The sequence below is a fragment of the Lacticaseibacillus salsurae genome, assembly GCF_045862175.1.
GTDB classification, from domain to species: Bacteria; Bacillota; Bacilli; order Lactobacillales; family Lactobacillaceae; genus Lacticaseibacillus; species Lacticaseibacillus salsurae.
The window spans coordinates 67,363-80,486 of the sequence record NZ_BAAFZI010000001.1; the positions used below are offsets into that span (position 1 = coordinate 67,363).

Here is a 13,124-nt window from a genome sequence, read left to right on the forward strand (position 1 = left end):
GTTATGCCTCCTCGTTGGCAGCGTGTGCTGGCAAAATGAAGTTGAGTAAAATGCCGATAACCGTGGCTAACGCCAAACCGGAAAATTGGAAGGTGCCGATCTTCAATACGGCGTTGCCGATCCCGATCACTAAAATCGTGGAGCCGATCATCAAGTTACGCTTTTGGTTGAAGTCCACATGGTTGTCGATCAACACTTTCAACCCGTTTGAAGCGATCACCCCAAATAATAGGAAGGAAATGCCGCCGATGACCGGGCTAGGAATAGTGCGGATCAAGGCGGAAAGCTTGCCGATAAAGGCGAATAACACCGCAAATCCTGCCGCACCGCCAATGACCCAAACTGAATGCACTTTGGTCATGGCCATGACGCCAATGTTTTCACCGTAAGACGTGACTGGCGGGCCGCCGACAAATCCGGCGATGATCGATGCGGTCCCGTCTCCAGCTAAGGTATGATTCAAACCAGGATCTTTAAAGAAGTCACGGTGCGTCATTTCATTTAATACCATGATGTGGCCCATATGCTCAGTCATGGTGACAAAAGCGATCGGCGCCATGGATAAGATCGCGTCTAAATATAATTTCGGGGTATAAGTGATGCCAGGGATCTGGAATTTCGGCAGCGACAGCCAAGCGGCTTGTTGCACCGGCGCGAAATCCACGATGCCCACGATCACCGCCAGAATGTAGCCAGTGATCAAGCCCAGTAAAATCGGTAATAAGGAAATGAATTTCTTCAAATACATGTTGTAAGCGATCGTCGCGGCTAAGGTCACCATTGCCACAGCAAAATATTTAAGATCATAAACGCTGGTGCCATTTGCCAATGTCCGCATGGTCGCGTCAGTGGCGGCAGTGCCAGCCAAAGATAAGCCGATGACCATGACGATCGGCCCCACCACGATCGGCGGTAAGGCTTTGTCGATCCACGCGGAACCGGCGAAGTTCACGATCGTTGCAACGATCAAGTACACACACCCAACGGCGATGGTGCCTTGGGCAATGGCTGGATACCCAGCGCCTTTCATCAATGCTTGCATCACCGTGATGAAAGAAAAGCTGGACCCCATGTAAGCCGGGATCTTCCCGCGGGTGATCAAGATGTAAAGTAAGGTCCCCACCCCGCTTGAAAACAGCGCAATGGAAGGATCCAACCCCACTAAAATCGGCACCAACACCGTCGAGCCAAACATGGCGAATAAATGCTGGATGGAAAGCCCCAGCCAATGGCCAAATGCCGGGCGATCGTGAATATCTAAAATCGCGTCATCATTATGATAAGCCATGCATTACGCCTCCAGCTTGGCGATGGAAATGCCATCTTCACCGTCAAGCTCTGCGACTTCAACATTGATCTCTTCAGATAAAGCCGTAGGAATATTCTTACCAACGAAATCTGGGCGGATCGGCAATTCCCGATGGCCGCGGTCGACTAAGACGGCCAAGCTGATCTTGTTGGGACGGCCTTGATCCATCAAGGCATCAAGCGCAGCGCGGATCGTACGGCCAGTGAAGATCACATCATCGACTAAGATCACATGCTTGTTGGTGATGGAAACTGGCAGGTCAGACCCTTCCACATCAGGGGTCAAGGAGTGATCGAGTTTATGGACATCATCGCGATACATGCGAATGTCCAATTCGCCGACTGGCACGTCGATATTTTCCAATTGGTGCAAGCGCTTGGCGATGCGATCTGCCAAGTAAATGCCGCGTGTTTTGATGCCGACGATCACCAATTCATTGAGATCTTTGTTTTGCTCGATGATCTCGTAGGTGATCCGTGTTAATGCCCGTTGCATGGTGACCCCGTCAACTACTTGCTTTGCCATAATGTCTCTCTCCTTTTGGTATAAAAAAAGTCGCCTTCTATCCAATTTGGTTAGAAGGCGACCGTAGTCGTAGTTTTCCCTGCCGCAACAGGTCGATACCTTCTAAGCCTCTCTGGACTTAGTTAAAGGTGCTTGTTAAGTTGTGAATAGCTTATCGAATGTGGCGGGTTTTGTCAATGCCTGCACGCAGATCCGCTAAAGTTTTTTCAAAAATTGTTGGCGGATCAACGTGAAACTCCAAATACTTGCCAGTGGTCGGATGGGTAAAGCCTAACGTTTGGGCATGCAGGAACTGGCCGTGGTTAGGCAGCGTGCGTTTGGGCCCATATAATGGGTCGCCTGCCACCGGATGATGGATGTAAGCCATATGCACACGGATCTGGTGGGTGCGACCGGTTTCAAGCTGGCATTGGACTAAGGTATAATCGCCGAAGCGCTCCAGCACTTTGAAATGCGTCACGGCTCGGCGGCCATTGGCCACCACGGCATGTTTTTTGCGGTTTTTAGGATCTCGACCTAATGGCGCGTCGATGGTGCCAGAATCTTCTTTGATGTTGCCATGCACGATGGCCAAATATAACCGGGTGTTGGTTTTGGCTTTCAGTTGCGCTGACAGGGAGGCTTGCGCCACTGCGGTTTTGGCCACCATTAACAAGCCGCTAGTATCTTTATCGATACGATGCACGATCCCAGGGCGCAACACGTCATTGATCCCAGATAACTGCGTGTGTCCTAAAATCGCATTGACCAAAGTGCCATCTGGGTGCCCAGGCGCTGGATGGACCACCATGCCTTGGGGTTTGTTGACAACGATCACTTGGTCATCTTCATAGACGATATCCAAAGGGATCGCTTGCGCCACTGCGGCTAGCGGCTGTGGCGTCGGTCGCGTGATGGTGATGACGTCGCCGGCTTTGACTTGGTATTTAGGCAAAACGGGCTGGCCGTTGACTAACACCAAGTTGTCGCTGAGCCATTTTTGCGCTTGCGAGCGGGTGATGTCGTCAAAGTTGTCGGCGATCACTTTATCGATGCGGCCGCTTTGGGCTTGAATGGTCAATTCGTTCATCGCGCACCTGATTTTTTGCCGTCAAAAAACAGCAAATGGATCAACACTAAAATGACGCCAATGGTCAAGCAGGCATCAGCGAAGTTGAAAATTGCAAAGTTTATGAAGTCCACTTGAAACATATCCGTGACGAACCCTTGGCGCACGCGGTCGATAAAATTACCTAACGCCCCGGCTAAAATAAACACCAACCCTAAGCGATACGTGCGAAAACCGCGGGAGTCTTTCCACAACCAGATCACCACACCGATGGCGACGATGGTAATGATGTAAAAAAACCACTGCTTACCTTCCAGCATCGAAAACGCCGCGCCGGTATTTTTAATATGCGTCAAGCTCAACACGCCAGGAATAAAACTGACGGTTTCGCCAATGGCCAAATGCGCCACGACCCAAGCTTTGATCAATTGATCTGCGGCGATCAAGCCCACCGCCAACAACAAGTAAATCACCAAAAAACGATTCCTCCAAAAATTAAAGTTTAAAACAATCCTGAGATCACGCCATCATCGGACACATCCATGTTCATCGCCGCTGGGCGTTTAGGCAAACCAGGCATCGTCAACACCGATCCAGTCAACACCACTAAAAACCCAGCCCCAAGTTTTGGCTGGATATCGCGCACATGCATGGTAAAGCCAGTCGGTGCCCCTAAAGCTTTAGGGTCATCAGACAATGAATATTGGGTTTTGGCCATGCAAATCGGTAAGTCATCCCAACCGTTTTGGGCAATGGTTTTTAACGCCAATTCGGCTTTGTGGTCATACACCACGTCGGCGCCACCGTAGATCTTTTGGACAATGGTGGCGATCTTAGTTTTAACTGGTTCATGCACGTCGTATAACGGCTTGAATTCCCCAGGTTGTGCCAAGGCTTTGACTAATGCATCGGCCAATGGCAAAGCGCCTTTGCCGCCTTGACCCCATACATCACTGGCAAATGCTTCAACGCCTAATTCGGCGCAACCGGCGATCAAGGCATCTAATTCTGCTTTGGTGTCAGAAACGAATTGGTTGATCGCCACTAACACTGGACGCCCGAAGCGCTGCATGTTGGCAATATGTTTTTTCAAGTTCTTAAATCCTGCATGCAAGGCGTCAAGGTTTTCTGTGGTTAAGTCTTTTAAGCTTTGGCCGCCATTGTATTTCAACGCGCGAACTGTCGCGACGATCACCACGGCGTCTGGGGCTTGGCCTAAGACTGGGGTTTTGATATCCATGAACTTCTCGCCGCCAAGATCAGCCCCAAAGCCAGCTTCAGTTAAGGCAATGTCGCCTAATGCTAGCGCTGTTTTGGTGGCTAACACCGAGTTGCACCCATGGGCGATGTTGGCAAAGGGACCGCCATGGATCAACGTTGGCGTATGCGCTAAGGTTTGCACCAAATTTGGCTTTAAGGCGTCTTTTAACAACATGGCAATGGCGCCAGTGACTTCAAGATCCGCCACGGTGACAGGCTTTTTGTCGTAAGTAAAGCCGATGACGATTTTGGCGATGCGGGCTTTAAGCTCATGCATATTTTTGGCTAAGCACAACACTGCCATTAATTCAGACGCCACCGTGATATCAAAAGCATTCTCCCGCGGCACGCCACTGGTGGCCCCGCCAATGCCGATCACCGTATGGCGCAAAGCGCGGTCATTGATATCTAACACGCGGTTCCAAGTGATGCGGCGCGGATCGAGATTTAAGGCGTTACCTTGTTGGATATGGTTGTCGATCAAAGCCGCCAGGGTATCAACTGCCGTCGTCAACGCGTGCATGTCGCCAGTAAAATGTAAATTGATGTCTTCCATGGGCACCACTTGTGAGTAGCCGCCACCAGTAGCGCCGCCTTTCATCCCCATGACTGGGCCTAATGAAGGTTCACGCAACGCGATCACCGCGTGTTGGTCCCGCAGGTTCAACGCGTCGCCTAACCCGATGGTGACGGTGGATTTGCCTTCACCAGCAGGTGTTGGGTTGATCGACGTGACCAACACCAACTTACCAGGTTTTTGATCGGCTAAGCGTTTTAAAGCCGGATAGCTGATTTTGGCTTTGGCTTGGCCATATAATTCCAAATCGTCAGCGCTTAAGCCAACTTGCTTGGCAACTTCAACGATCGGTAACATTTCGGTGCGTTCATTTGCTTGGGCAATTTCAATATCAGACATTTGCTTCCCCTTTTTGTGTGACTTGGATGCCGACTTTTGCTAAAGCGGTCAACAGCGGCTTGAGCTTGCCGATGCGAACCAATTTGATTTTACCATACGAACGGGTGTTGAGGATAAAACTAAATTTGTTCGCTTCTACGTTAATAATTGTATTAATCGGCAGCGAGATATTATTTCCAGCAAAGATTCGCCGAATGATTACCTGCTGCGAACTGATCGTCAGCTGCAAGCGCCACACTTGCACGATGGCCACTGCCAGCACTGCCACCAGCCACACCATCGGCGGCCAATACCAATAATCATACCCGCCGATTTCCATTTGAAAAATCACGCCGAGGCCGACGCCAGCTAAGATCGATCCCCAAAAAATGACGCAATCGACGCCGGTGGGTTGATAGCGATAGTTGTGCACGCGGATCCCTCCCATGAATTGTTAGTGTTAATGATACCACGACCATGAAGGCTTTTGGTGGTGTGCTACAATACAAGGGATAAAATTTCGTCAAAACGAGGTCAAGATGATCAAACTATTTACTGATGCCGCCACGCTTGGCAACCCCGGTCCTGCTGGTGCTGGGATCTTGATCGTTGCTAATGGCCAACAAGATCAAACCCATTTGACCTTGGCGCCAATGTCCAATCACGAAGCCGAATTTGTTGCCGCCATTGCCGGCTTCAAACGCCTGCAAGCATTAGGCCTGCAAGGATTGGTGAGTTTTGCCAGTGATTCCAAATTGGTGATCCAATCGCTTGATAAGGGCTACGCCAAACATTACCAAAGCCAAGTTGATGAACTGTTGGCTTTGATCGCCACATTTGATCAAGTGATCTGGCAATGGGTCCCAGAACGCGATAATCGCGGCGCCCATATGTTAGCCCAACAAGGCTTGCATGCCGCCCACTAAAAAACGCGCCGCTTCGGTTGATTCGAAGCGGCGCGTGTGCATCTGACGTGAGTTTGTTACAATTAACCTAAGACTTTGAATTGGTCTGATTTGGCCATGGTGTCTTTGTCGCCAGCAGGTGCTTTGATCTCACCAAAAGGCATTTGGGCGCGCAAGGTCCAGTTTTCTGGAATATCAAAGGCTTTGGCCACTTCGTCATCGATCAGTGGGTTGTAATGTTGCAACGAAGCACCGATGTTGTTGTTGGCTAAGGCGACCCAAGTGTTGAGTTGTGCGGAGCCTTGGCCTTGTTCAGCCCAAGTGGCAAAGTTGTCAGCATAAAGCGTGAAGTCTTTTTCCAGTTGATGCACGACTTTGGTATCGGTGAAGTACAAGATCGTGCCGTAAGCGGCTTTGAAGCTGGCAATTTTTTGCTTGGTTTTTTCATAAGCGGCTTCAGTTGGCACTTCAGACTTCAAACGCTTGACCACGATATCCCATAATTGATCATGCTTGTCGCCAAATAAGAATACGGCCCGCGTGGTTTGGGAGTTGAAAGCCGTTGGGGTGGCTTGAATGGTATCTTCTACCAAGTTCACGATGTCTTCATTTGACGCGTTGATGTTTTTGCCTAAAGCGTAAATCGAGCGCCGTTGTTGCAATAAATTCAATAAGTCTGTATTCATAATTGGGTTCCACCTTTGATTAAGTATGGTAACATTGTACCAACTTGCTTTTAGTAAGTAAAGTGAATAAGTGAAAATTAATTTTTTTGTTCGGAGGTACTCATGTCGTTATTTACTGAGCTGTTCATCCTTTTCATCATCTTGAACACCATCGGCGCCATCTTCACCGTGCTACGCTCTGTGCGGGACATCGCAACGACGTGGGCTTGGCTGTTGGTGCTGATCTTTTTGCCAGGGATCGGCTTTGTGATTTATTTATTTGTCGGCCGCCGCTTATCCGCCAAGAAAATGCGCTTGATCCAAGCCGAATACGCCAAAGCTTCTGCTGCTTTTGTCCATTTGCAAAAAGCCGCCAACGCCAAAGGCCGCTTGGTGCCTTCCACCACCAAAGCCGGCCAAGAGCTGATCAATTTATTTTTGAACTTGGCGCGCGCCCCACTGTTACATAACGATGCGGTAAAACTGTTTTATGATGGCCAAGCCAAGTTTGCTGCCTTGTTTGCCGATATCGAAGCGGCCAAAAGCGAGATCTTAGTGGAATACTACACGATCTACCCTGATGCGCTTGGCATGCAGCTGCGCGATCTGTTGATCAAAAAAGCCCAACAAGGCCTGAGCGTGCGCGTGGTGTATGATGCATGGGGGTCGATGGGCGCCAGTGCCAAATGGTGGCGGCCGTTGATCCAAGCTGGCGGCTGGGCAGAATCATATTTTTCTTCTAAGCACTTGATCGCCGATTTTCGCATGAATTATCGCCTGCATCGCAAAATCGTGGTCATCGATGAGCAGATCGGCTATATCGGCGGTTTCAACGTTGGCGATCAATATGTGTCTCGCTCGCCGAAGTTTGGCTTTTGGCGCGACACGCATTTGCGCATGGTTGGCAATACGGTGATGGCGTTAAAAATTCAATTTATCATGGATTACAACGCCACTGTCAACGCCGGCCGCCAGCTTCCTTACCCGAGTCGCCCCTTGACGGCCGCGCCTTTGCCGACTAAAGGCGCCATGCAGATCGTCGCTTCTGGGCCGGAGTCAGCGGGCCAACAGATCAAATTCGGCTATGTCAAAATGATCTCTGGGGCCACCAAGTCAGTTTGGCTACAGACGCCATATTTGATCCCTGATGACACGGTTTATGATGCGCTGATGAACACCGCCCTGGCAGGTATCGATGTGCGGGTGATGATCCCAGATATGCCAGATCACCCGTTTATTTTCCGCGCGACGCAATATTATGCCAATGCGTTGACCCGCGCTGGGGTCAAAGTATACCATTATCAAAATGGCTTCTTGCATGCCAAAACCATGGTAGTCGATGGCCATCTTGCCAGTGTCGGGTCAGCTAACTTGGACATTCGCTCCTTCAAATTGAATTTTGAAGCCAACGCCTTTATTTACGACGAAGCCATCGCCGCGCAGCTGCAACAAGCCTTTCTTGACGATCAAAAGCACGCCCGCTTGCTCACGCTAGAGGAGATCCAATCACAAAGTACTTGGCTGAAATTCAAGCAACAATTCTCGCGTTTGTTGTCGCCAATCTTGTAAAAGGCGCTTAGTGGTGGTATCCTAACGCGACCCCAGATATTGGGGGTCGTCGCTTCTCCTACTATATCTAGTGATATTTCTTGACAGTGACCACAACTGCCAGTATACTAGCTTTATCAGATAACCAAGAGAGGCGATTTTCATGAATAACGACGTCACATTATTTACTAAAAATGGTTGCCCACAGTGCCGCATGACCAAGAACTACTTGCGCACCCATGGGATCGATTTTGTGGAACACAACATCAACGATGAACCTGAATACATCGATTACTTAAAAAACAAAGGCTTCCAAGCCGTGCCTGTCCTTGAAGCAGCAGGGCTTGAAGCTTTCTCAGGCTTTCGGCCAGAGGCACTCAAGCAATTAGCCAGCTAACTAGCCCATACGCGATGCCCGCACTTTGCGGACATCGCGTATTTTTGTGCCCAAAAAGTGGACCAGACGAAGTCACTTCGGCGCGAGACCTTTTGCCCGACCTAGTCATACAAAAGGCTCTGCACCGCGATCCAAGTTCGAATCGTGGTGCAGAGCCGCTTGCTGTTTCAGCCTTTGATTACCAAATGGTGATGCGCTTGTCTGGGGCTAAGTACATCCCATCGCCTGGCTGAACGTTAAAGGTGGTGTACCAGTCAGCCAAATTCTGGACTTGCACATTGGCGCGCAGTTTGGCTGGCGCATGCACATCGATACTCAACAACAATTGCATGTACTGCTTGCGCGCTTTCATACGCCAAACTTCTGCCCAATTGACGAAAAAGGCATGCAAGTCAGTGTCATCTAAGCCTTTGGCCGTTTCTAAAGCGGCGGCTAAACCACCGGCATCAGCCATATTTTCGGATACCACCAGTTTGCCGTTGACGGGACCCGCTTCAGTTTTCAAACCATCGAATTGATCGATCATCGCTTGGGTTAAGACTTTGAAGTGATCGTAGTCCGCCGGTTGCCACCAATCCGTCAAATTCCCAAATTCATCAAATTGCGCCCCATTGTTATCAAAGCCATGCGAGATCTCATGGGCGATCACTGCCCCGATACCGCCAAGGTTTTGGCTGTCAGATTGCGACAACGCGTAAAATGGCGCTTGCAAAATCGCCGCTGGGAAGGTGATGTCATTGCGTGACGGATCGTAGCAAGCGTTGACCAAATGCCCTGGCATGGCCCATTCTGAGCGATCCACTGGTTTGGTCAATTGTTGCAAGTGATAAGCATGACGGGTTTTGGCGATTTCCGTTGCCGCCGTCAGCAAGTCCGCTTTTTCGTCAACATGCAACAAATCGTATACCGCATTGGCTTTATCTGGGTACCCCATTTTAAGCACCATGGTATCGAGTTTGACGATCGCTTTGTCTTTGGTGGATTGGGATAACCAATCAGACTTGGCCAAGCGGCGCTTATACGTGGCGATCATTTTTTCAACTAATTTGGTGACGTCAGCTTTTGCGGCTTCGCCAAAATAAGTCTTCCCATAATAAATGCCGATCGGTTCAGAAAAGACGCTGTTGGCTAAGCGATAAGCGTGCTTGATTTGCGTTGGCGCTGCGGCTAAACCAGATAAAGCGCGGGAAAAACTGCCGCCTAAGATCCGCAAGTCATCAGACAAATAGCCGGTGTTGCTGAGCAATTCAATGACATAAGCCCAGTGGGCATATTGGATGAAGGTGTCAGCATTAAACAAGTCCTTAAATTCATCCAAGAACCGCGGATCAGCCACGATCACGGTGTCAGGATGTGCTGGCAGCAAGGTGTCGGCGTATTTGGTAAAGTCAAAATCTCCGAATTTTTCCGCGACTTTGGCAAATGGGTATGGGTTGTAAGACTTGGGATAGTCAGCCCATTCTTCAGAAGATTTCACATGCTTGGCGATTTCCGCATCAAAGGCCACCGTGTCAGCCAAATATTGGGTTTGGTCTGCTGGCAACAAATCCGTTTGCGCTAGGACCTGCTTGGCCATATCTTGCCACAAGCCTAATAGTTGCGGGCCTTGAGGGTTGTCTTTGGCATAATAAGTGGTGTCTGGCAAAATCGTGCTAGGACCAGCGATCGTGAACACATTTTGGGCCGTGTTTTTCATGTCTGGTTCCACGCTAGCGGAAAATGGTAGTGGGAACAGATCCAAATCCAGTTGCGCCGCTTTGGCATTAAAGCCGGCTAAGCTGTCAACTTGATTGAAACTCACCAAGCGGTTGAGCACCGGCTGGATCCCAGCGGCATCGCGGGCATTAAAGTCAGCGGCTTTTTGGTAAAGCTTCACGGCTTCGGCAAAATATTGGTCTGGGGCGGGTTTGTCGCCTTTGGCCACCGCATCAAAATCCGCCATCAACTTTTTTTCGACGTCATCTGCCAAATCGGCAAAGCCTCCAGTTGTTGGCTTATCATCTGGGATCGTGGCAGTTTTGGCCCATTCACCATTAACGGCTTCGTATAGATCATCTTGTGGTTTCGTCATTGACAATACCCCTTTCACACTTGTGGTTGATTTCGATTATACCGCGCAAAAAGACGGCTTACCAGAGGTAAGCCGTCGAAGCTAAGCCCATTTGATGCGCACGATCGCATATTCTGCGACATGCTTGGGCCCTTTTTTGGTGGTGACTGTCACCACTGAACGGTCAGCGTAAGGTTTCACTTGTCCAGGTGTGATCGCGTCGATCACGCCAAGTAGCATCGTTTTGTCCATGGTTTTCACAATGACCGGGCGTTTGGTCAACAAAGCATCTTCAAGCAGACTGATGATTTCAGTTGTGCGTTGTGACATAGACATCCTCCTGTTCGTTGGAAACGGTTACGCCCTCAGCGTACCCTATTAATACCCCACACTCAAGTTGACTTGATGACTTTTCAACGTGCCATTTTGCGCAAATTGCGCCATATTCGGCAAGAAAATATCTGCGACTTGTTGGCGCAAATGCGTCACTTGCCCAGCGATGTGCGGCGTCACCCACACATTCGGCAACTGCCAAAGCGGCGAGGTTTGCGGCAGCGGCTCAACGCTAGCCACATCCAGCACGGCGCCTTTGAGCTGGCTGTCAAGCGCTTGGATCAACGCTGGCTCATCGACACTGGCGCCGCGGCCAACATTGATGAACAACGGCTGCTTGGCCAGCTGTGCGAAAAAGGCCTGATCAAAATATTGCTGCGTCGCCGGCGTCAAAGGCATCACATTCACGATGATGTCAGCATTTTGGGCGATGGCTTTATCCGTGGTGACTTGATCAAAATCCGCTTTTGGCAAGCCGTGCCGATCCACCCCAATGACCTTGACGCCGAATTGATGCAAGTGCTTAGCGATCATGGTGCCGATATGCCCAGTGCCATAGATCACTGCTTGTGCTTCTTGCAGCGACCACATCTGTTGTGGCCGCACCCAGCTAGTGGCCACCGGAAACATGCCATGGGCAAACGCTAAAATACCAGCGAGCACATATTCGGCGATCACTTCTGCGTGGATGCCTGCGACATTGGCCAAAAGAATATTTTGCCGCTGAAATTCTGCCAATGGCAAATAATCGACGCCTGCAGACATCGCTTGGACAAATTTCACCCGGTTAGGTTGGGCGATAATGTCTAAGCCGATTTGATTCCAGCCTAAGATCACATCGATGGTTGGCGCCATTTCAGGGCGATAAGCTGCTTTGGAAATGAAATGCCAGCTGGGGTGCGCTTGCGCGGCTTGCGCAACGGTTTCATCTGATAATGCAAACAACATTAAAATATTCATGGTGACCTCCCGTTCATTGGCACGACTGTTTAAGGCCATTGTACAACTTTGCGCAAACCATGGTCACCTCTTGTCCACTTGGCGGAGGGGCAATTGGCGTCGCGACGAGTTGCACAATTTAGATGAGAATGGTATAAAGAAACCATTAGAATTTGGAAAGCGAAGCGATCAGTATGGCTTTTGAATCACAATTTGAACAGTTAGATGCGTTAAATGACCAGGCTCATTATAACGGGACCTATGCGGTGGTCACCCCAACTGAAATATTACATGAACGGGCCATGGGCCAAGCAGATTTTGAAACCGGCTTAGCCTTTACGCCAACGACGACCACTGGCATCGGTTCGGTTTCCAAACAGTTCACCATGGCGGCAGTGCTGTTACTGGTTGAAGCTGGTCAAGTTGACTTGGACCAACCTTTAAGCGACTTCGTACCGGAATTTGATCATGCGCATGACGTGACGCTGCGTGATTTGTTGACGATGCAATCCGGGATCACCGATTACACCGAGATCATTGTCGGCTCGCTGATGGCACAAGGCCAAGCAGCAGGCAAATCCCCTTCGCAAAACGGATTTGACGCCATGGTTGAAGCCAGCCGCGACTTGCCGAAGCAGAAATTGCTGGATATTTTGAACGGTCATCCGCTGAAATTTACGCCAGGCACTGAATTTGCCTACTGTAACGCCAATTATGCCTTGTTGACGCTAGTCGTCGAGGCGGTCACCAAGATGTCATTTGGCGATTATTTGCAACAAGCGATCTTCACGCCACTGCACATGACCACTGCCACCAGCGGCACCCAACACAGCCAAGCTAACGGCTATGCCAATGTCGATGGCGTCCAAACCCCACTGGGTCGCGGCGACCATCAAGCCGGTGATGGCAATGTGGTGTTGAGCTTGCGCGATTTTGAGCGCTGGGCGCAAGCAATCCTCAACCAAAGCTTGCTGAGCCCTGCCAGCTGGCAACTCGCGGAAACCATCCATCACCATATTTATGGCATGGGCTTTATGCAACAAGGCTCAGGCATCGGCCATGGGGGCCATATCGACGGCTATTGGTCAGGCATTTTTCTCAGCCCCGACCAACAAAAAGCCACCGTCTTTCTTTACAATCGCTCCGATTCTGCCATCGCACCAGATCAGCCTTGGACCGATCAGCTCAACGCTTGGCATGAAGCCTTTTGGCAAGCTTGATCAGCACTAAAAGACCCGCATCAACATGAA

14 protein-coding genes are annotated in these 13,124 nt (G+C 50.0%); 4 read left to right on the forward strand and 10 right to left on the reverse strand.

Going from position 1 to position 13,124, the window contains the following annotated elements; genetic code table 11:
- Nucleotide 1 precedes the first annotated feature (1 nt).
- From ACKTSG_RS00340 to ACKTSG_RS00365, 6 genes are all read right to left on the reverse strand, one after another.
- Nucleotides 2–1,288 (reverse strand): solute carrier family 23 protein, encoded by a 1,287-nt coding sequence (locus ACKTSG_RS00340; RefSeq protein ID WP_407890832.1) that lies wholly within the window; start codon nucleotides 1,286–1,288, stop codon nucleotides 2–4.
- 3 nt (nucleotides 1,289–1,291) lie between these two features.
- On the reverse strand, nucleotides 1,292–1,834 hold the full coding sequence (gene pyrR, locus ACKTSG_RS00345; protein WP_407890834.1) for a bifunctional pyr operon transcriptional regulator/uracil phosphoribosyltransferase PyrR: 543 nt from the start codon (nucleotides 1,832–1,834) through the stop codon (nucleotides 1,292–1,294).
- A 151-nt stretch (nucleotides 1,835–1,985) separates the two neighbouring features.
- The gene (locus ACKTSG_RS00350) at nucleotides 1,986–2,903 is read right to left on the reverse strand and encodes an RluA family pseudouridine synthase (protein WP_407890836.1); all 918 of its coding nucleotides are present in this window, start codon (nucleotides 2,901–2,903) and stop codon (nucleotides 1,986–1,988) included.
- The gene (gene lspA / locus ACKTSG_RS00355) at nucleotides 2,900–3,358 is read right to left on the reverse strand and encodes a signal peptidase II (protein ID WP_407890838.1); all 459 of its coding nucleotides are present in this window, start codon (nucleotides 3,356–3,358) and stop codon (nucleotides 2,900–2,902) included. The genes ACKTSG_RS00350 and lspA overlap by 4 nt, the downstream gene beginning before the upstream one ends.
- Nucleotides 3,359–3,384: 26 nt before the next feature.
- Nucleotides 3,385–5,058 (reverse strand): formate--tetrahydrofolate ligase, encoded by a 1,674-nt coding sequence (locus tag ACKTSG_RS00360; protein WP_407890840.1) that lies wholly within the window; start codon nucleotides 5,056–5,058, stop codon nucleotides 3,385–3,387.
- Nucleotides 5,051–5,470, reverse strand: coding sequence for an EbsA family protein (locus ACKTSG_RS00365; protein WP_407890842.1), 420 nt, complete (start codon nucleotides 5,468–5,470; stop codon nucleotides 5,051–5,053). The genes ACKTSG_RS00360 and ACKTSG_RS00365 overlap by 8 nt, the downstream gene beginning before the upstream one ends.
- Before the next feature lie 106 nt (nucleotides 5,471–5,576).
- On the opposite strand from ACKTSG_RS00365, the gene ACKTSG_RS00370 reads away from it, so the two are divergent.
- Entirely contained in the window at nucleotides 5,577–5,963 is a 387-nt protein-coding gene (locus ACKTSG_RS00370) for a ribonuclease HI family protein (RefSeq protein ID WP_407890844.1), read from the forward strand.
- Nucleotides 5,964–6,025: 62 nt separating this feature from the next.
- Here ACKTSG_RS00370 and ACKTSG_RS00375 read toward each other — a convergent pair whose 3' ends face one another.
- Complete coding sequence (locus tag ACKTSG_RS00375; RefSeq protein ID WP_407890846.1) at nucleotides 6,026–6,628, reverse strand: nitroreductase family protein; 603 nt, start codon at nucleotides 6,626–6,628, stop codon at nucleotides 6,026–6,028.
- Between the two features lie 102 nt (nucleotides 6,629–6,730).
- Between ACKTSG_RS00375 and cls the strand changes: the two genes are divergently transcribed.
- Both cls and nrdH read left to right on the forward strand, forming a co-directional pair.
- Complete coding sequence (gene cls, locus ACKTSG_RS00380; RefSeq protein WP_407890848.1) at nucleotides 6,731–8,176, forward strand: cardiolipin synthase; 1,446 nt, start codon at nucleotides 6,731–6,733, stop codon at nucleotides 8,174–8,176.
- Between the two features lie 142 nt (nucleotides 8,177–8,318).
- Nucleotides 8,319–8,552 (forward strand): glutaredoxin-like protein NrdH, encoded by a 234-nt coding sequence (gene nrdH, locus ACKTSG_RS00385; protein WP_407890850.1) that lies wholly within the window; start codon nucleotides 8,319–8,321, stop codon nucleotides 8,550–8,552.
- Nucleotides 8,553–8,730: 178 nt separating this feature from the next.
- On the opposite strand, the gene ACKTSG_RS00390 is transcribed toward nrdH, so the two are convergent.
- The 3 genes from ACKTSG_RS00390 to ACKTSG_RS00400 all read right to left on the reverse strand — a co-directional run bounded on the left by ACKTSG_RS00390 (nucleotide 8,731) and on the right by ACKTSG_RS00400 (nucleotide 11,895).
- Complete coding sequence (locus ACKTSG_RS00390) at nucleotides 8,731–10,623, reverse strand: M13-type metalloendopeptidase (protein ID WP_407890851.1); 1,893 nt, start codon at nucleotides 10,621–10,623, stop codon at nucleotides 8,731–8,733.
- Between the two features lie 81 nt (nucleotides 10,624–10,704).
- On the reverse strand, nucleotides 10,705–10,932 hold the full coding sequence (locus tag ACKTSG_RS00395) for a hypothetical protein (RefSeq protein WP_407890853.1): 228 nt from the start codon (nucleotides 10,930–10,932) through the stop codon (nucleotides 10,705–10,707).
- Nucleotides 10,933–10,980: 48 nt separating this feature from the next.
- Nucleotides 10,981–11,895 carry an NAD(P)-dependent oxidoreductase gene (locus ACKTSG_RS00400; RefSeq protein WP_407890855.1) on the reverse strand — a complete coding sequence of 305 codons (915 nt, stop codon included), beginning with the start codon at nucleotides 11,893–11,895 and terminating at the stop codon, nucleotides 10,981–10,983.
- A gap of 173 nt (nucleotides 11,896–12,068) precedes the next feature.
- Here ACKTSG_RS00400 and ACKTSG_RS00405 point away from each other — a divergent pair, with 173 nt between their 5' ends.
- Nucleotides 12,069–13,094 carry a serine hydrolase domain-containing protein gene (locus ACKTSG_RS00405; protein WP_407890857.1) on the forward strand — a complete coding sequence of 342 codons (1,026 nt, stop codon included), beginning with the start codon at nucleotides 12,069–12,071 and terminating at the stop codon, nucleotides 13,092–13,094.
- Nucleotides 13,095–13,124 lie beyond the last annotated feature (30 nt).